The sequence below is a fragment of the Streptomyces sp. NPDC002206 genome (genome assembly GCF_053593595.1).
Genome location: NZ_JBSFCW010000003.1, coordinates 119,741 through 136,001, shown reverse-complemented (window position 1 = coordinate 136,001; position 16,261 = coordinate 119,741). Strand labels below are relative to the sequence as shown.

Sequence of the window (16,261 nt, the reverse complement as noted above, 5' to 3'; positions counted from 1 at the left end):
ATCAGGGGAGTCGGACCGGACGGACTTTCGCATGGTCGGTGCAGGCGCGGCGAAAGAGGCCGTTCCCCGTGGCTGCGGTGTGCCTCATGGCCCACTCGGATGACCGCTGATCCGAGTCGGTGATCGACGTCTCCTCGAAGCCGTAGGTGGCGCAGAAGACTTTCCACGTCACTCCACCCAGGGGCTCGTGCTGAATGGTGCAGTCGGCGAAGCGGAACACAGACCGCGTCACAGCCGACTGCTGTTCTGCTCGCTCACCCGCGCCCGGAGCTGAGCGTTCGCGTCGGGCTCGACCAGGTTGCGGGGTTCCACTTCCCACTCACATCCCCCGCCGATCGGTCGAAGGTCTTTGTCCCGTACGCGCGTCTCGACAACTGGCCCAAGGTCCTGGAGACCGTACGGGAGGCGGGCTTCAAGCTCCTGGCACTCACCCCCGACGACAAGGCCGGCAGTATCGACGAGGCGGCGCCGCACCGGATGGACAAGGTGGCGCTGATGCTCGGCGCCGAGGGCGACGGACTGTCCACGCAGGCCCTGGTCGCTGCCGACGATTGGGTACGCATCCCGATGGCGCACGGCGGCGACTCGCTGAACGTGGGCGCGGCCGCTGCCGTCGCGTTCTACGCGGTGGCGACGGGCCGCCCGCAGCACTGACCGGCTGCTGCCCGGCGCCTACCGCCGGGGCAGCAGGTGCTGCCCCTGGTGCTGTTCCTGCACTTCGTGCTGTTCCTGCTGTCCCGGGGCCTGTGTGGCGCCCAGCCCACGGGCCGGTCCCTGGCAACCCTGCGCCGCCGCGATCCCCAGCGCCACCAGCAGCGTCACCACGACGAAGACGACAAGACGCTGCCGCAGCAGCCGCGGGTTGGCCGGACGCCGGCCCGTCGATGTCGTACGGGTCCCGTGCCGGGTTCCCGGACGCCCCTTCGTGCCGTTCGTCCCGTTGGTGGCCTGAGGGCGCTTGCCGGAGCGCGTGGTGTTGCGAGGCGGCTGCGGCCGCGAGCCGCCGGTACGGGGCGACGCGGTGCGCGAGGGCGCCGTCTGCCGGCTCTGCGGACGCGGCGCCGGAGCGCTCGCCGCACGCCGGGTCTGCTGTTCGGTGTACGGGCCGTCGAGCCGGCCGGTCGGCCGGTCCAGCTCCTGCGCCGACCGCTGCACGGGCGGCCGGCTCTCGTGCAGTCCCTGCGCCTCGCGGGCCGCGATCTCCTTGAGCCGCATGGAGAGTTGAAGCGTGCTCGGCCGCTCCTCCGGATCCTTCGCCAGACAGGCGCTCACCAGCGGCGCCAGCGCGTCGTGCACGTCGTACAACTGCGGTTCCTCGTGCACCACGCGGTACAGCATCACCTCGGAACTGCCGTGCCCGAAAGGCGAGTCGGCCATCGCCGCGTACGCCAGCGTGGCACCGAGCGAGAAGACGTCCGTCGCGGGGGTGACCGCCGCGCCCCGTACCTGCTCGGGCGCCAGGAACCCGGGCGAGCCCACGGCCGTACCGACATGCGTGAGCGTGCTCGCCCCGGTCGCCCAGGCGATCCCGAAATCGATGATCCGGGGTCCCTTGGGGGAGAGGAGGATGTTCGACGGCTTCAGATCACGGTGGACGACACCGGCCTCGTGCACCGCCACCAGCCCCTCGGAGAGCGCCGCCCCGATCGATGCCACCTCGGCCGCCGACAGCGGACCCTCCTCGGCCACCTTGTCGTGCAGTGAGGGGCCGGGGACGTACTGCGTGGCGAACCACGGGCGGTCCGCCTCCAGATCGGCTGCCACCAGACGTGCCGTACAGCCGCCGCGGATCCGCCGCGCCGCCGACACCTCGCGCGCGAAACGCGAACGGAACTCCTGGTCCTCGGCGAGATCCGGGCGGATCACCTTGAGCGCCACCCGCTGGCCGCGCCGGTCCGAACCCAGATAGACGACACCCATGCCGCCTGCTCCGAGTCGTCTGTGCAGCCTGAACGAGCCGACGACACGCGGGTCCTCGCGCCGGAGCCGCATCATCGCCATGTCTGCCCATCCCCGCTGCCTGGTCCGCCTGACGTGGCACAGCTTACGTACCCGTGGCCCGGCGCGCTCAGAGGCCGCGCCCTCGTCCGCCCATCGATTGTCAGTGCCGGGTGGGAAACTTGAAGGGTGGTCAGGGAGCCGCGGATCCAGGCTCCCCGGCCCGTGCGAGATCTCAAAGGTCCGTCGCAGAAGGGGGATTGGATCAGTGAAGGGCGATCGAGTCGAAATAGTCGTGGACGCCGGGGACACGACGCGTACCTACGAAGTGGTGGCCGGCAGAGCGGGTCGCCGGGTGGAGACGGCCGTCCGCCGAGGGGTGGTCGAAGTGAGTGAAGTCACTCGCAACGGCTCCGTGGTCCGCACCGCCCGTTTCATGGCGGCCAGGGTGCTCGCCCTGGTCGAACAACCGGTCCCCCGGGAGGACGCATCCGAACGTCCCCTCCGGGAAGACCCCAAGGTCTAGTGCCCGATCTCCACCCAGGGGAGTACGCCGAGCACCGACGGCTCATCCTCCGGGAGGCCCGGCATTCGATACGCGGGCATGACGACCCGCGCCTCGGCCGTCCCTAATGTTGAAGTCGAGCGGCGGGCGTTGCACTCGTCCCCCGAGGTCAGATGCCCGCCGCTCCCACAACAGGTCAGGAGAGGAACCATGGCGGACACGGCAGCGCGGACGACGATCCGTACGCAGGGGCGCAGGGCACATGCCACGTTCGGCAGCCGCCCTTCGTCCGGTACGCGCCACCCGCTGGTGGCGACGGCCATGGTTCTTCCTCTGGCGGCCCTGCTCGTAGTCGTCTTCGGCGGCTGGGACGCAGTGGTCACACAGGCGTCGTCCGTGGGTGTGATGCTGGGGCGCTGAGCGGCGCCCCGGGTCCGGAAGAGCGGTCCGGACCGGGACATCGGGCCAACAGCCCCGTGGGGACGGGGGTGCGGCGGACGGCAGCGTTTGTCCGGTCAGCTGGGGAGCTGACCGGACATCGCGCTTTCCGGGTCCCTCGCGCCCGGCCGCGGCACTGTTCGGAGGCTTTCGCGTCGGCACTCGGCGCCGCATCGCAGCGTGCGCGGCGGCGCGTACGCTCATCGGCGGACCCGGGCGGAACCGGGTCGCACCTGCTGCCTCCGGGGGAGACCGTGACCACCGCAGTCGTCCGCGCGCTGGGCGCCCTCGCTCATGACGCGGCCCACCCGCCCACGGGTGCCGAGGCCCCGTGCGCCTGCCCGGTACCGGCGGTGCTCGCGGACCGCGCCGACGGCACGGTCGTCCGCAGTGGTCCGGTGGTCGCGAAGGCCCACGCCCCGGATACCGACACCACGGCCCTGGCCGCCCGCCTCGCCCTCGCCGCGTCCCCCTCGCTGACCGGCATCCTCCTGCCACCCATACCTCGGCCCGCCGGGCCCACCGCCCTCAACTCCACGTTGCACGGCCGCTCCGTGACCCTGTGGCCCCACGGCGACCCCGTCGACCCCGCAGACCCCGACGCCGCCCCCTGGGAAGAGGCAGCCGTCCTCCTGGCCCGGCTCCACCTCACCGCACCACCGACCCCGCGCCGGGCCATGCGGGCGCTCCCCGCGATGCGCGGCCCCGCGAAGTCCGCACTCGCCGTGGCCCGGATGGGCCGGGCCCGGCCCGGCGACCCGGCCACCGTCCCCGTACACGAAGCATGGCGGCGGCTGCCCGCCTGGGCCCGCGACGAGGATGTCGCGCCCCCGCACCGCGCGCGCTTCCTCTGCCATGGCGATATGCATCTCGGCCAGCTCGTGCGCCACCCCACCCCGCACGGCCCGTGGCTGCTGATCGACGTCGACGACCTGGGCCTCGGCGACCCCGCCTGGGACCTCGCGCGCCCCGCCGCCTGGTACGCGGCCGGGCTGCTCCCTCCCGACGTCTGGCTGCGCTTCCTGGACGCCTACCGGGCGGCCGGCGGGCCGGCCGTACGCGCCGACGGCGACCCCTGGCCCGACCTGGACGTCCCGGCCCGCGCCCTGACGGTACAGACCGCCGCGCTGGCGTTCGCCAAGTCTGCCGCGGAGGGGAGAACTCCGGATGAAGTGGAACAGATGATGATCGACGCCTGTGCCCGAATTGCGTCCCTCCCGCACGAGTTGGCCGCCGAACACTCGTCGTAGGGTGAACCGATCGTCTCCGGGCATGAATTCCGGGACGGCGAACCGACGGCGAGGAGCTGAGCCGACCATGCAGTGTCCCAAGTGCCACGCGCAGATGCAGACATACAACCGCAATGGCATCCAGATCGAGCAGTGCAGCGGCTGCCGGGGGATATTCCTCGACTACGGCGAGCTGGAGTCCCTGACCCGCATCGAGGCGCAGTGGACGCAGCAGGCGCCGCCCGTACCGCCGGCCCCTCAGGCCTACCCGGCCGCACCCGCCCCCGCCTGGGGCGCTCCGCAGCACCACGGCGGCCACCACGGCGGTCACTACCGGCACAAGAGCTTCGGTCACATGCTCTTCTCGTCCTGATCGGGCCGACGCCACGCTGCGGGCCCGGACGCGCGGTGTCCGGGCCCGCAGCGCGCACCGCGCGCGGCCCGACCGCAGTGCATACCGTCGACAAAGTCTTGTCGAACATCTAGGCAGGGACATGGTTGATCCTTAAAGTTCCGGCCCATGAGCTTCCTCGACAGGTCCCGGACCGTCGCGCCACCCGGCTGGAGCCGCTGGCTGGTTCCGCCCGCCGCCCTCGCGGTGCATCTCTCGATCGGGCAGGCCTATGCCTGGAGCGTGTTCAAGCCCCCGCTCGAGTCGGCTCTCGGCCTTTCCGGTACCGCCAGCGCCCTTCCCTTCCAACTCGCCATCGTCATGCTCGGCCTCTCCGCGGCCTTCGGCGGCACCCTCGTCGAACGCAACGGACCGCGCTGGGCGATGTTCGTCTCCCTTGTCTGCTTCTCCTCGGGTTTCCTTGTCGCCGCCCTCGGCGTGGCCACCGAGCAGTTCTGGCTGGTCGTCCTCGGCTACGGCTTCATCGGCGGTATCGGACTCGGCATCGGCTACATCTCGCCGGTCTCCACGCTCATCAAGTGGTTCCCCGATCGCCCCGGCATGGCCACCGGCATCGCCATCATGGGCTTCGGCGGCGGAGCGCTGATCGCCTCGCCCTGGTCGACCGGGATGCTCGAAGCCTTCGGTACCGACAGCGCGGGAATCGCCACTGCCTTCCTGGTCCACGGTCTCGCCTACGCCGGTTTCATGGCGCTCGGCGTCCTCCTTGTCCGGGTGCCGCCGGACGGCTGGCTCCCGGCCGGCCGCCGGTCGGAGGCGGCGCCCCGCCGCCTCGTGACCACGGCTCAGGTGTCCGCCCGCAACGCGCTGAGGACACCGCAGTTCTGGTGTCTGTGGGTGGTGCTCTGCATGAACGTCACCGCGGGCATCGGCATTCTGGAGAAGGCCGCTCCCATGATCTCGGACTTCTTCACGGGTACCTCGGCCCCGGTCACGGTCTCCGCCGCGGCAGGCTTCGTCGCCCTGCTCTCCCTGGCCAACATGACCGGCCGGCTCCTGTGGTCCTCGACCTCGGACCTCATCGGCCGCAAGAACATGTACCGCATCTACCTGGGTGTCGGCGCGCTGATGTACCTCACGATCGTCCAGTTCGGCAGCTCCAAGCCGCTCTTCATCTGCTGCGCGCTGGTGATTCTCTCGTTCTACGGAGGCGGATTCGCCACGATCCCCGCCTATCTGCAGGACCTCTTCGGCACGTATCAGGTCGGTGCCATCCACGGCCGGCTGCTGACTGCCTGGTCCACCGCCGGCGTCCTCGGCCCGCTGATCGTCAACTGGGTGGCGGACGCGGGCGAGCGGGCGGGCCGCAGTGGGTCCGACCTGTACACGACATCGCTGACGATCATGATCGGACTGCTGATCGTCGGCTTCGCCGCCAACGAGCTCGTACGCCCCGTCCATCCACGCTTCCACGAGGCAGCGGAGAGGAAGACCCGTGCACACCAGCAGTCGTAGAACACTCACCGCCGTGGTCTGGCTCTGGGTCGCCCTGCCGTTCGCCTACGGGCTGTACGAACTGATCCGTAAGGCCACCCAGCTCTTCACCGGCTGACCCCGGTCGGTCGAGCCCACCGCGGAAACGACGAAGCCCCGGTCGTCGAGACGACCGGGGCTTCGGCTGGTGCGCGATACTGGGATTGAACCAGTGACCTCTTCCGTGTCAGGGAAGCGCTCTCCCGCTGAGCTAATCGCGCAGGGTGAACCCGCGTGTACTGCGTGCGCGATACTGGGATTGAACCAGTGACCTCTTCCGTGTCAGGGAAGCGCTCTCCCGCTGAGCTAATCGCGCGGGGATCCTTGCGGACCGGTGGACGATACTGGGATTGAACCAGTGACCTCTTCCGTGTCAGGGAAGCGCTCTCCCGCTGAGCTAATCGTCCTTGGAGGTGGAGACGGGATTTGAACCCGTGTAGACGGCTTTGCAGGCCGTTGCCTCGCCTCTCGGCCACTCCACCAGGAGTGCAGGGGTTCGGGAAAAGATCCCCCATTTCGAGCGGACGACGAGATTCGAACTCGCGACCCTCACCTTGGCAAGGTGATGCTCTACCAACTGAGCCACGTCCGCTTGTCGTTTCCGTTCCACTTGCGTGTCCCGGCGACGTGTTGAACTCTAGCGGATTCCCGGGCCAGTACAAAAACGCGTTTGTGCAGCGTGCTGCGGTGCGTTCGCCCCGGCGCAGGTCACCGCGGGCCGTCCTAGACTCAGCAACGTGCACGACCTCGCTCCAATGGCCCGCTTCGACGGCCTCATCGCGTCCGATCTGCAGGATGTGACCAGTGATCCAGCCGCCCTCGACTCGTCCGGCTTCTGGGCCGTATGCGCCGATTTCGAGGGCGGCCTCGTCTGCGCCCGCTTCGGTACCGTACGGTCCGCGCCGGTGCCCGCGCCCGTCCCCGGCGCCTGGCGTGGCCCCGGAGCCGGCGACTGGATCTCGTCCCTGGACCGGGCCGCGTACACCGCCGGAGTACGTCGTATCCGGGAGTACATAGCGGCGGGCGAGGTCTACCAGGCCAACCTCTGCCGGGTGATGACCGCGGTGCTGCCGGACCCGGCTGCCGCGGACGTCGACGCCCTCACCGCGCTGCTGGCACTCGGCAATCCCGCCCCCTATGCAGGAACGATCCGGCTGCCCGCGCACGGCGTGGAGGTCGCCACCGCGTCCCCCGAACTCTTCCTGAAACGGGACGGCCGGACCGTCGAGTCAGGACCGATCAAGGGCACCGGCCGCACCGAAGCCGATCTGCTGGAGAAGGACCACGCCGAGAACGTGATGATCGTCGACCTGGTCCGCAACGACCTGGGTCGGGTCTGCGCCACCGGATCGGTCACCGTCCCCGACCTCTGCGTGGTGGAGAAGCACCCGGGGCTCGTCCATCTCGTCTCCACCGTGCGCGGCCACCTCGCCGACGGCGTCGGCTGGCCCGAACTGCTCGCCGCCACGTTCCCGCCCGGCTCGGTCACCGGGGCACCCAAGTCCAGCGCCCTCCGGATCATCGAGTCACTGGAGACCGCGCCCCGCGGCCCCTACTGCGGCGGCATCGGCTGGGTCGACGCCGACCGCTCCACCGCCGGCCTCGCCGTCGGTATCCGGACCTTCTGGGTCGACCGCACCGAAGCCGCTCCGGTCCTCCGGTTCGGCACCGGCGCCGGGATCACCTGGGGCTCCGACCCGGAGCGCGAATGGGACGAGACCGAGCTGAAGGCGGCCCGGCTGCTCGCTGTAGCGTCGGGCGCTCACCAAGCGACTGGAAGGACCGCGTGATGAGGATCTGGGTCAACGGCGCACTGCGCGACGAGGCCGACGCCAGGGTGTCCGTGTTCGACCACGGACTGACCGTGGGCGACGGCATCTTCGAGACCGTCAAGACCACCGCCGGCCGGCCCTTCGCCCTCACCCGGCACCTCGACCGGCTGACCCGCTCGGCCCGTGGTCTCGGCCTGCCGGATCCCGACCTCGACGAAGTGCGCCGGGCCTGCGCCGCGGTCGTCGAGGCCAACCCCATGGAGCTCGGACGGCTGCGCATCACGTACACCGGCGGGCTCTCCCCGCTCGGCTCCGACCGTGGCAACGACGGGGCGGGCCTCGTCGTCGCCCTCGGGGAATCCACCCGACGTCACGACACCACCGCCGTGATCACCGTCCCCTGGACGCGCAACGAGCGCGGCGCGCTCGCCGGGCTCAAGACCACCTCGTACGCGGAGAATGTCGTCGCCCTCGCCCGCGCCCATGAACGGGGCGCCTCGGAGGCGCTCTTCGCCAACACCGTCGGGCAGCTCTGCGAAGGCACCGGAACCAACGTCTTCGTCGTCCTCGACGGACAGCTGCACACCCCGCCGGTCTCCTCCGGCTGTCTCGCCGGGATCACCCGCGCGCTGGTCGTCGAGTGGGCGGGGGCGCACGAGACCGAACTGTCCATGGATGTGCTGGAGCACGCCGAGGAGGTGTTCGTGACCTCGAGCCTGCGGGATGTCCAGGCCGTCCACCGGATCGACGGCCGGGAGCTGCCCGGCACGCCAGGACCCGTGACGGCGAAGGCCATGCGAGTCTTCGACGAGCATGCCGGGAACGACCTCGATCCGTGAGCCCGATCCGTCCCACGGCCGGATCCGCAAAATCGGGTGACGGGCCGCGGTTCAGCGGATAGAACACCGGTGATGACCACGACCCTCCGGCCGACCGGGCCGATCCAGCAAGGCGCCGACGGCGCGAGGACCCGCGTGTACGACGTGTGCGACAACGGACGCCCGGTCGGCGTCGTCGAGATCGGCACCGACCCGGGATTCGGAGCGACGGCAGGGGTCCTCCGCTCCCTGCGGATCGACGAATCGAACCGCAGGCGCGGCCGCGGCACCATCGCCGCACTCGCCGCCGAGGAAGTGCTTCGTGGCTGGGGGTGCTCCCGGCTGGGGCTCTCGGTGGGACCGGACAACACAGCCGGACAGCGGCTCGCTGCTGCGCTCGGTTACACCGAGCGCAGCAAGAACATGATCAAGGATCTGCCGCAGGTCCCTCCCGTCCTGCCGGACGGCGTCACCGGGCGACCGATGACGCCGGAGGAGTTCGCGCAGTGGGAGACCACCGCCATCACCGGTTACGCGGAGACCTGGATCGCCCGCGGCGTCCCGGAGGTCGAGGCCATGCGGAAGGCCGAGATCTCCCACCGGACGTATCTGCCGCACGGACTCGCCACGGAGGACGCGCATCTGCACACCCTGGTCCATGAGGACGACGGGACCGTGGGACATGTCTGGGTGTCGCGGTTCGAGATGCACCCGGGGACGGTGGTCGGGTACGTCTTCGACGTCGAGGTGCGGGAGGATTTCCGCGGCCGGGGGTTCGGCCGGGCGCTGATGCTCGAGGCGGAACGCATCGCGCTGGACACCGGGCACGAGCGGATCGGTCTGCACGTGCTCTCGTCCAACACGCCGGCGGTCCGGCTGTACGAGTCGCTCGGTTACGAAGTGACCCGGTACAACCTCGTCAAGGCCCTGTAGCCGTCGGCAGGTCCGCGCCGGCTGCGGAGAGGGCCGTCAGGCCTGCTCGGCGAGCAGCCGGTCGGCGATCTCCTCGATGCGCTCGCGCAGCCCGTCCTGATTCCTGCTGCCGTCCAGCGTCTCGCCGCCGATCACATACGTGGGGGTGCCGGTCACGCCGATGGCCTTGCCCTCGGCGTGGTCGGCGTCGACCATCAGCATGTGCCGGCCGTCGATCAGGGCGGTGTCGAACTCCTCGGCGTCCAGGCCGAGTTCACGCGCCACCTCGATCAGCAGCGGCTCGCCCGTGCGGCCGAGCTCGTCGGTCCTGGCGAGCACGGCCTCGACGTACGGCCAGTCCTTGCCCTGCTCCGCGGCCTCCTCGGCGGCCTGCGCCGCCGCGTAGGCGTGCTTGTGCTTCTCCAGCGGGAAGTGTCGCAGGCGCACGTCGAGCCGGTCGCCGTACCGGGCACGAAGGGCGTGCACATCGGTGAGGGCGCGGTGGCAGTCGGGGCACTGGAGCTCGCACCAGACGTCGAGGACGACCGGGGCTGCGGGGGTGGAATCGCTCATGGAGCCAGTCTCCCAGGGTCCGAGTGAGCATCCCAATCGGCCCGGTGGACGTCCGCCTCGGCCCCGTTCGGAATGCGACCGGGCTCCGGTCGGCACCTGGGGAGGATCCCGGCCCTGAAATGTCCCTGATGTGGTCCTGGATCATGGCCACCCACCGGGTTGGCGGTGCAGGATGGAAGAGACGTTTCCCCGCGCGCCTGGAGGCCCCGATGCTTGCTGAGACCATTTGCTCCGCGGTGTCCGCGGCGGGCTTGGGCATCGCCGCCGTGACCGCGTACCGGAAGCGCTTCCTGGCCGCGACCCGGATCGCCGCCTACTCCCTGGTCCCGATCGCTCTGGTGCTGACCGGGGTCGTCCAGTGGGTCTCCGACATCGCCTTCAAGCCCAGCGTCTGGCTCGGCTTCGGACTGCTCGGGCTGGCCTGGCTGCTCTTCATGACGACGCGCGCGATCGAACGCCGCGGTGTCGGCACCCGCAAGGAACGCAAGGCCGCCGCACAGGTGGCGCAGCGTGACGCCGTCGCGCCCGCCGCGTCGGCGCCCTCCCTCGGGGGTGGCGTACCGGCGCTCCAGCCGCAGGCCAAGGAGAAGCCGAAGGCCACCGCCGCGGGCGAGGACTTCAGCGACATCGAGGCCATCCTGAGGAAGCACGGCATCTGAGATCCGGCCTGGAGATCCGGCCCGCAGGCGGGCCATCGGGGCCGGGCGATGACGAATCGGCGATGAATCGATTCATATGTGATCCTGGACGCCCTCCCGTGATCCTTGACGCTCTACGGAGATGGGACTAGCGTCCCGGTCGGATTGAAACAATTCAGGTAGGGCAGGGCAAGTGGCGCGTGTGGCAGGGATCAAGGATGTGGCCCGGCAGGCCGGAGTCTCCGTGGGCACCGTGTCCAATGTGATCAATCGGCCCGAAGCGGTGCTGCCGGAGACCCGGGCCAGGGTGCTGGCCGCGATCGAGGAGCTCGGGTACGTACGCAGCGAGTCCGCGCGCCAGCTCAGAGCCGGCCGCAGCCGGATCATGGCGCTGCTGGTCCTCGACATGGGCAACCCGTTCTTCGTCGACGTGGCGCGGGGTGCCGAACGCGCCGCGCGGCAGGCCGGCCTCGGGGTGATGGTCTGCAACAGCGGCCAGAGCCCGGCGGAGGAGGCCGAGTATCTGGGGCTCTTCGCCGAGCAGCGGGTGTGCGGTGTGCTGGTCACGCCGGCCGATGCGACCGGCCGCAATCTGGAGGCGTTCAGGCGCCACCGCATCCCCTTCGTGCTGGTGGACCGGGTCGCGTCCTCCACCGGGACCTGTGCGGTCTCCGTCGACGACGTGCGGGGCGGCGCCCTCGCCGTCGGTCACCTCGTCTCGGCCGGGCACCGCGAGGTCGCGTACGTCAGTGGCCCCGGCGACCTGCACCAGATCAGGGACCGCCGCGAGGGTGCCCTGTCGGCCCTCGCCGGGGCCGGGCTGGGGCCCGAGGCGCTCGTCGAGATCCCCTCCGAGCGCCTGGACGTGGCGGCGGGCCGCGACGCCGGGGCCCGGCTGCTGGGGCTCGTGCCCCGGCCGACCGCAGTGTTCTGCGCCAACGACCTGTTGGCTCTCGGCGTACTGCAGTCGCTGTACGCGGCCGGCGTGCGGGTGCCGCAGGACATCGCCATCGTCGGCTACGACGACATCGAATTCGCCGCCGCTGCCGCCGTACCGCTCACCTCGGTCCGTCAGCCCGCCGTCATGATGGGCCGGCTGGCCGCGGAACTCCTGCTGGAGGAGGCGGACGACGAGGACGGCACGCACGAGCACCGCAGCGTGGTGCTCCAGCCGGAGCTGGTCGTGCGCGCCTCCAGCACGGCGGCGCACTGACCCGGGCCGGCGCCCGGTTCCCCGGTCCGCGCCCGGGACCCGCTTTCTTCCGTGTTCCTGTCCATCCGTCCCTCCTTGCCGTATGTCCGAAACGGAGACGCCGTGCCCCTGTTCGATCTTCCCCTGGATCAACTCCGCGACTACCGCCCGGAGTCCGGTGAACCCGCCGATTTCGACGCCTTCTGGAAGCGCACCCTCGACGAGTCGTCCGCGTTCCCGCTCGACCCCGAATTCGAGCCGTACGACGGGGCGTTGAGTACGGTCGACGTACACGACGTGACCTTCTCCGGCTGGGGCGGACACCGCATACGTGCCTGGCTGAACGTTCCCTCGGGCGCCGAGGGTCCCCTCCCGTGCGTCGTCCACTACCTCGGCTACGGCAGCGGTCGCGGACTGCCGCACGACCACCTGGTCTGGCCCGCGGCCGGCTGGGCCACCCTGCTCGTCGACACGCGCGGCCAGGGCGCCGTCAACAGCCACTCGGCGGGCTCCACGCCCGACCCGCACGGCGGCGCCAACCCGCAGTCGCCCGGCTTCATGACCCGCGGCATCCTCGACCCCGACGCGTACTACTACCGGCGCGTGTTCACCGACGCGGTACGCGCCGTCGAGGTGGCCCGTGCCCACCCGTCCGTCGACCCGGACCGGATCGTCGTGCACGGCGGCAGCCAGGGCGGCGGCATCGCCCAGGCGGTGGCCGGGCTCAGCCCGCACGTGAAGGCGGCGCTGATCGACGTACCGTTCCTGTCCCACTTCCGGCGGGCCGTCGAGATCACCGACAAGGACCCGTACCAGGAGATCGTGCGCTTCCTCGCCACTCAACACGGCCTCGCCGAGCAGGTGTTCCGTACGCTTTCCTACTTCGACGGCATCAGTTTCGCCGCCCGGGCGACCGCCCCGGCGCTCTACTCGGTGGCGCTGATGGACACCATCTGCCCGCCGTCGACGGTCTTCGCCGCCTATAACCACTGGGTGGGCCCGAAGGAGATCGAGGTCTACCCCTGGAACAACCACGAGGGCGGCTCATCGGCTCACCGGGCCGTCCAGCTGCGCATGTTGCGCGATCTCGGCTGAGCGGTACGGGGGTGGGTGCGGGAAGCCGGCCGCGGTCCCGAATACGTGACGGCGAATCGGACGCCGGAGCGAATCCTCTCGGTCATGGGGCGAGTGAACTCCCGTCACAAAAAGGCGTGTTGATCGCCAACGGAGTCCGGCCTGCGTCATGATCGTCCCGAGATGGTGGACACCTCCCGGGGCGATGCCCCCGCACCCCCCGACGAAGAGCCGCGTGGCTGCCTCTTCGCGCTGTCCCAGCCCCCTCTGATGATCTTCCTCGCGGTGGTCGGCAGCCTGCTGCTGATGGCCGCGTTGCACGATCTCTTCCTGCTGTGAGCGCGCGGTGAGCGGTCAGCCGGCCGCTTCCTTGCGGCGCGCCCGGTACGCGGCGACATGGAGCCGATTACCGCAGGTGCGGCTGGAGCAGTACCTGCGGGAGCGGTTGCGGGACAGATCCACGAACGCGTCCCGGCAGTCCGGTGCCTCGCAGCGCCGCAGCCGCTCCAGCTCGCCGGCCACGACGATGAAGGCCAGCGCCATGCCGCAGTCGGCCGCGAGATGGTCGGCGATCGATGCGTCCGGTGCGAAGTAATGCACATGCCAGTCGTAGCCGTCGTGGTTGCTGAGCTGCGGCGTGGTGCCCGCGGCGGCCACGAGGTTGTTGACGAGACCGGCGGCGATCCGGGTGTCCTGAGTCGCGAAGATCTCCGCGAAGCGGGTCCGTACGTCCTGTACGGCACGCAGGTCCTTCTCGCCGAGGTCGCCCACGCCGCTGATGCGGTGCCGCCGGGCGAATTCGTAAAGCGCTTCGACGCCGGCGAGACCGTCGTTCCGCTTGTCCTCGGGCCGGTCGGTCTCCGGTGCGGTGTTCACCAGATCGACCACCGTGTCGAGGGCGATCCGGGTGTCGTGGGGGATCAGCACGCTTTCGCTCCCTGGCCTCCGGCGGGCGGGCGCCTGCCGATGCCGGCTGACTCTACTGGCTCGGCGAAGACGCACAGGGGCCCGAGAGGGCCCGTGGAGCCGGCGAGAAGCGCTTGCCGGCCATGGGTGGGCATCAGGGGGCAGGGGGAGGCGTACGGGGGCACTGGGGGCGCGCTGGGGATGCCAGGCGCGGATCGGTGGGCCGGATGTGCGCCGGTGCACATCGCACCGACGCCGTCACCACGGTGGTTTCCGTGGTCACGGCGCCGGTGTCTGCCCTATGTGGTTGTCTGCGCGGCACCGTCGCCCCGAGTCGGACGGCGCCGTGCAGCTCTCGATCTGGCTCAGCTCTCGGCCAGGATGTGTGAGAGCTCCGTATCGAGGTCGAAGTGACGATGCTCGGTGCCGGGCGGCACCGCGGCGTCGGTCCTCTTCAGGAACGACTCCAGGGCCCTCGCCGGGGCCTCGAGCAGGGCTTCGCCCTCTGGGGAGCTCAGCGCGATGCAGACGACGCCCTGGCCGTGACTTCGAGATGGCCAGACACGGACGTCTCCGGTGCCGGTGGGCCTGTGCAGCCCCTCGGCAAGGAGGTCGCGGGCGAATACCCATTCGACCGTCTCCTCCGCTCCGGTGTGGAAGGTGGCGTGCACGGCATACGGATCGGCCGTGTCATACCGCAGGCCCGCGGGTACAGGCAGTGAGGACTCGCTCGACACAACGAGGCGCAGGTGCAGCTCGCAGCTGACCGTGGTGTTCATAAGCGCCAGGGCCTTTCGCTCAGTGTGCGCTCGGGGATTCGCACGTCGGCGAAATCGACATGCCACCTACGGTGGCGTTGTAAACCCCTCTGACCTTTTTGTGGCCCTTCAGGTAGCTCGTGCAGCGGTGTGTAACTTTGGGTTATGCGGCCATTCCGGCGACAAAGACCGTTCCGGTAGGTTGGGGCCCATGAATGCGGAGAGTGACGCGCGGGACGAGGCCGCCGCACCGGCGGCCCGGGCGCCCGCTACGGGGGACGTGACGGAGGGTGCGACGAAGGGTGAACGGGAGCTCGGATCGCGGGCGCCCGGCTTCATCAAGGCGTCCAGGGCGCTCCATGTGAGCTGGCAGGTCGGCGTCTTCGTGGTCGGCCTCGCCGTGGTCGTGGCGGGCGTCATCATGCTGCCGCTGCCCGGGCCCGGCTGGCTGGTGATCTTCGGAGGCATGGCGATCTGGGCGACCGAGTTCGTCTGGGCGCAGCTGGTGCTGCGCTGGACCCGTCGCAAGGTCACCGAGGCGGCGCAGAAGGCACTCGATCCCAAGGTCCGGCGACGGAACATCATCCTCACTGTGGTCGGGCTGGTGATCGTCGCGGTGCTGGTCGGGATCTATGTCTGGAAGTTCGGCATCACGATGCCGTGGAAGATCCACGAGTGACCCGACGGTGGTCGGAGGGCACCGCTGACATGGGGTAATGTTTGCTGTGCGCCCGGGCGATTAGCTCAGTGGGAGAGCGCTTCGTTCACACCGAAGAGGTCACTGGTTCGAAACCAGTATCGCCCACCCGGACAGAGGGCCCGTGAGACTGCAGAGTCTCACGGGCCCTCTGCGTTTCCCGGGCCGATCCGGTGTCGTCGGCCCCTCTCGCCCCGTACGGGTCGAAGCGCTTCGATCGATTTCGTCTCAACCGTTGACGTTGCCCCTTCGGATCTCTGACGAGCGTCTCTTAAAACGATTCAATCGAACCGTGGTGGCGGGGGTCGCTGCCCGGGAGGGGTGTGTCATGAGGTCTTGGCGGAGTGCCCAGGGGCTGCGTGCGGCCGGCATCGGTGTGGCGGTACCGGGGCTGGTGGCCTCCGGCTGCGGCGGTGACGGCGGGGGAGCGGGGGCCGGCGGGAAGGTCGAGATCACTGGATGCTGCTGCTCGTTGTCGGCCTGGTCACGGCCGTGCTGTTCTGGTCCCAGCGGCGCCGGGTGCACTACGAGGAGGACGCCCGATGAGTACGCTCACGCACCCCGGGCAGCGGCGCACCCTGCGCTCGGCCCTCTGGCACATCGGGGCGCTGGCCGTGCTCGCGGTCGTCCTCTACCCCTTGTTCGGGTGATCGGCGGATCGCTGAAGCCCAACGAGGACATCATCGGCGGGCTCGAACTCTTCCCCTCGCAACCGGTGTTGGACCACTACCGACGGCTCACCGAGGGCATCGCGGAGATCCCGGTCTCGACGTTCTTCGTCAACTCGATCGTGCTGGCGGTCGAACACCGACGACACCGCGCTGTACGGACTCGCCGCCATCGAGAACCTCGCACTCCTCGGTGACCGGATGCCGGCCTGAGGCAGCCGACGCACGCCCCGGGCCGGGCTGCCGGCCACGGCTTCG

The 16,261-nt window shown here is 70.1% G+C and carries 20 protein-coding genes, 6 tRNA genes and 1 pseudogene; 17 read left to right on the top strand and 10 right to left on the bottom strand.

Features of this window, described 5'->3' with window-relative positions; genetic code table 11:
- Position 1: 1 nt before the first annotated feature.
- A complete protein-coding gene (locus tag ACWCP8_RS08765; RefSeq protein ID WP_451115330.1) occupies positions 2 to 220 on the bottom strand; it encodes a hypothetical protein in 219 nt (72 codons plus the stop codon).
- A gap of 131 nt (positions 221 to 351) precedes the next feature.
- On the opposite strand from ACWCP8_RS08765, the pseudogene ACWCP8_RS08760 reads away from it, so the two are divergent.
- Positions 352 to 654: pseudogene (locus ACWCP8_RS08760) on the top strand (TrmH family RNA methyltransferase); the annotation flags it as partial.
- Between the two features lie 18 nt (positions 655 to 672).
- On the opposite strand, the gene ACWCP8_RS08755 reads toward ACWCP8_RS08760, so the two are convergent.
- On the bottom strand, positions 673 to 2,001 hold the full coding sequence (locus tag ACWCP8_RS08755; RefSeq protein ID WP_352266133.1) for a serine/threonine-protein kinase: 1,329 nt from the start codon (positions 1,999 to 2,001) through the stop codon (positions 673 to 675).
- Positions 2,002 to 2,206: 205 nt separating this feature from the next.
- On the opposite strand from ACWCP8_RS08755, the gene ACWCP8_RS08750 reads away from it, so the two are divergent.
- The 6 genes from ACWCP8_RS08750 to ACWCP8_RS08725 all read left to right on the top strand — a co-directional run bounded on the left by ACWCP8_RS08750 (position 2,207) and on the right by ACWCP8_RS08725 (position 6,074).
- Positions 2,207 to 2,464, top strand: coding sequence for a hypothetical protein (locus ACWCP8_RS08750; protein WP_030918716.1), 258 nt, complete (start codon positions 2,207 to 2,209; stop codon positions 2,462 to 2,464).
- Between the two features lie 189 nt (positions 2,465 to 2,653).
- Positions 2,654 to 2,863, top strand: coding sequence for a hypothetical protein (locus ACWCP8_RS08745; protein WP_352266134.1), 210 nt, complete (start codon positions 2,654 to 2,656; stop codon positions 2,861 to 2,863).
- Positions 2,864 to 3,135: 272 nt separating this feature from the next.
- Positions 3,136 to 4,131 carry an aminoglycoside phosphotransferase family protein gene (locus tag ACWCP8_RS08740; RefSeq protein ID WP_451115001.1) on the top strand — a complete coding sequence of 332 codons (996 nt, stop codon included), beginning with the start codon at positions 3,136 to 3,138 and terminating at the stop codon, positions 4,129 to 4,131.
- 67 nt (positions 4,132 to 4,198) lie between these two features.
- Positions 4,199 to 4,483 (top strand): TFIIB-type zinc ribbon-containing protein, encoded by a 285-nt coding sequence (locus tag ACWCP8_RS08735; protein WP_030968663.1) that lies wholly within the window; start codon positions 4,199 to 4,201, stop codon positions 4,481 to 4,483.
- Between the two features lie 147 nt (positions 4,484 to 4,630).
- Positions 4,631 to 5,977 (top strand): L-lactate MFS transporter, encoded by a 1,347-nt coding sequence (locus ACWCP8_RS08730; protein ID WP_352266136.1) that lies wholly within the window; start codon positions 4,631 to 4,633, stop codon positions 5,975 to 5,977.
- Positions 5,958 to 6,074, top strand: a complete 117-nt coding sequence (locus tag ACWCP8_RS08725; RefSeq protein ID WP_415924710.1) for an MFS transporter small subunit — start codon at positions 5,958 to 5,960, stop codon at positions 6,072 to 6,074. The genes ACWCP8_RS08730 and ACWCP8_RS08725 overlap by 20 nt, the downstream gene beginning before the upstream one ends.
- Positions 6,075 to 6,141: 67 nt before the next feature.
- Here ACWCP8_RS08725 and ACWCP8_RS08720 read toward each other — a convergent pair.
- From ACWCP8_RS08720 to ACWCP8_RS08700, 5 genes are all read right to left on the bottom strand, one after another.
- Positions 6,142 to 6,216, bottom strand: a tRNA-Val gene (locus ACWCP8_RS08720).
- A gap of 23 nt (positions 6,217 to 6,239) precedes the next feature.
- A tRNA-Val gene (locus tag ACWCP8_RS08715) sits at positions 6,240 to 6,311 on the bottom strand.
- A gap of 19 nt (positions 6,312 to 6,330) precedes the next feature.
- A tRNA-Val gene (locus tag ACWCP8_RS08710) sits at positions 6,331 to 6,402 on the bottom strand.
- 1 nt (position 6,403) lies between these two features.
- Positions 6,404 to 6,477, bottom strand: a tRNA-Cys gene (locus ACWCP8_RS08705).
- 37 nt (positions 6,478 to 6,514) lie between these two features.
- Positions 6,515 to 6,587: transfer RNA gene (locus ACWCP8_RS08700), tRNA-Gly, on the bottom strand.
- Positions 6,588 to 6,750: 163 nt separating this feature from the next.
- Here ACWCP8_RS08700 and ACWCP8_RS08695 point away from each other — a divergent pair.
- From ACWCP8_RS08695 to ACWCP8_RS08685, 3 genes are all read left to right on the top strand, one after another.
- Entirely contained in the window at positions 6,751 to 7,785 is a 1,035-nt protein-coding gene (locus ACWCP8_RS08695; RefSeq protein ID WP_382832529.1) for a chorismate-binding protein, read from the top strand.
- Positions 7,785 to 8,606, top strand: coding sequence for an aminotransferase class IV (locus ACWCP8_RS08690; RefSeq protein ID WP_352266137.1), 822 nt, complete (start codon positions 7,785 to 7,787; stop codon positions 8,604 to 8,606). Before ACWCP8_RS08695 ends, ACWCP8_RS08690 begins: the two co-directional genes overlap by 1 nt.
- A 72-nt stretch (positions 8,607 to 8,678) precedes the next feature.
- Positions 8,679 to 9,518, top strand: a complete 840-nt coding sequence (locus ACWCP8_RS08685) for a GNAT family N-acetyltransferase (RefSeq protein ID WP_451114998.1) — start codon at positions 8,679 to 8,681, stop codon at positions 9,516 to 9,518.
- Between the two features lie 36 nt (positions 9,519 to 9,554).
- On the opposite strand, the gene ACWCP8_RS08680 is transcribed toward ACWCP8_RS08685, so the two are convergent.
- A complete protein-coding gene (locus ACWCP8_RS08680; protein WP_352266139.1) occupies positions 9,555 to 10,070 on the bottom strand; it encodes a DsbA family protein in 516 nt (171 codons plus the stop codon).
- A gap of 209 nt (positions 10,071 to 10,279) precedes the next feature.
- Between ACWCP8_RS08680 and ACWCP8_RS08675 the strand changes: the two genes are divergently transcribed.
- The 4 genes from ACWCP8_RS08675 (at position 10,280) to ACWCP8_RS08660 (ending at position 13,313) form a co-directional block, all read left to right on the top strand.
- Positions 10,280 to 10,729, top strand: a complete 450-nt coding sequence (locus tag ACWCP8_RS08675; RefSeq protein WP_451114995.1) for a hypothetical protein — start codon at positions 10,280 to 10,282, stop codon at positions 10,727 to 10,729.
- A gap of 172 nt (positions 10,730 to 10,901) precedes the next feature.
- Positions 10,902 to 11,921 (top strand): LacI family DNA-binding transcriptional regulator, encoded by a 1,020-nt coding sequence (locus ACWCP8_RS08670; RefSeq protein WP_352266141.1) that lies wholly within the window; start codon positions 10,902 to 10,904, stop codon positions 11,919 to 11,921.
- Positions 11,922 to 12,023: 102 nt separating this feature from the next.
- Entirely contained in the window at positions 12,024 to 12,995 is a 972-nt protein-coding gene (locus ACWCP8_RS08665; RefSeq protein WP_352266142.1) for an acetylxylan esterase, read from the top strand.
- Positions 12,996 to 13,157: 162 nt separating this feature from the next.
- Positions 13,158 to 13,313: a hypothetical protein gene (locus ACWCP8_RS08660; protein WP_176902249.1), complete on the top strand. Its 156-nt coding sequence runs from the start codon at positions 13,158 to 13,160 to the stop codon at positions 13,311 to 13,313.
- A gap of 15 nt (positions 13,314 to 13,328) precedes the next feature.
- Here the strand turns inward: ACWCP8_RS08660 and ACWCP8_RS08655 are convergent, their stop codons facing one another.
- Both ACWCP8_RS08655 and ACWCP8_RS08650 read right to left on the bottom strand, forming a co-directional pair.
- Positions 13,329 to 13,901: a CGNR zinc finger domain-containing protein gene (locus tag ACWCP8_RS08655; RefSeq protein ID WP_352266143.1), complete on the bottom strand. Its 573-nt coding sequence runs from the start codon at positions 13,899 to 13,901 to the stop codon at positions 13,329 to 13,331.
- A 344-nt stretch (positions 13,902 to 14,245) separates the two neighbouring features.
- A complete protein-coding gene (locus ACWCP8_RS08650; protein ID WP_003959770.1) occupies positions 14,246 to 14,659 on the bottom strand; it encodes an SsgA family sporulation/cell division regulator in 414 nt (137 codons plus the stop codon).
- Positions 14,660 to 14,849: 190 nt separating this feature from the next.
- Here ACWCP8_RS08650 and ACWCP8_RS08645 point away from each other — a divergent pair, with 190 nt between their 5' ends.
- The 3 genes from ACWCP8_RS08645 (at position 14,850) to ACWCP8_RS08635 (ending at position 16,200) form a co-directional block, all read left to right on the top strand.
- Positions 14,850 to 15,317: a TIGR02611 family protein gene (locus ACWCP8_RS08645; protein WP_352266144.1), complete on the top strand. Its 468-nt coding sequence runs from the start codon at positions 14,850 to 14,852 to the stop codon at positions 15,315 to 15,317.
- Positions 15,318 to 15,371: 54 nt separating this feature from the next.
- A tRNA-Val gene (locus ACWCP8_RS08640) sits at positions 15,372 to 15,443 on the top strand.
- A gap of 538 nt (positions 15,444 to 15,981) precedes the next feature.
- Entirely contained in the window at positions 15,982 to 16,200 is a 219-nt protein-coding gene (locus tag ACWCP8_RS08635; protein ID WP_451114992.1) for a hypothetical protein, read from the top strand.
- Positions 16,201 to 16,261: the final 61 nt, after the last annotated feature.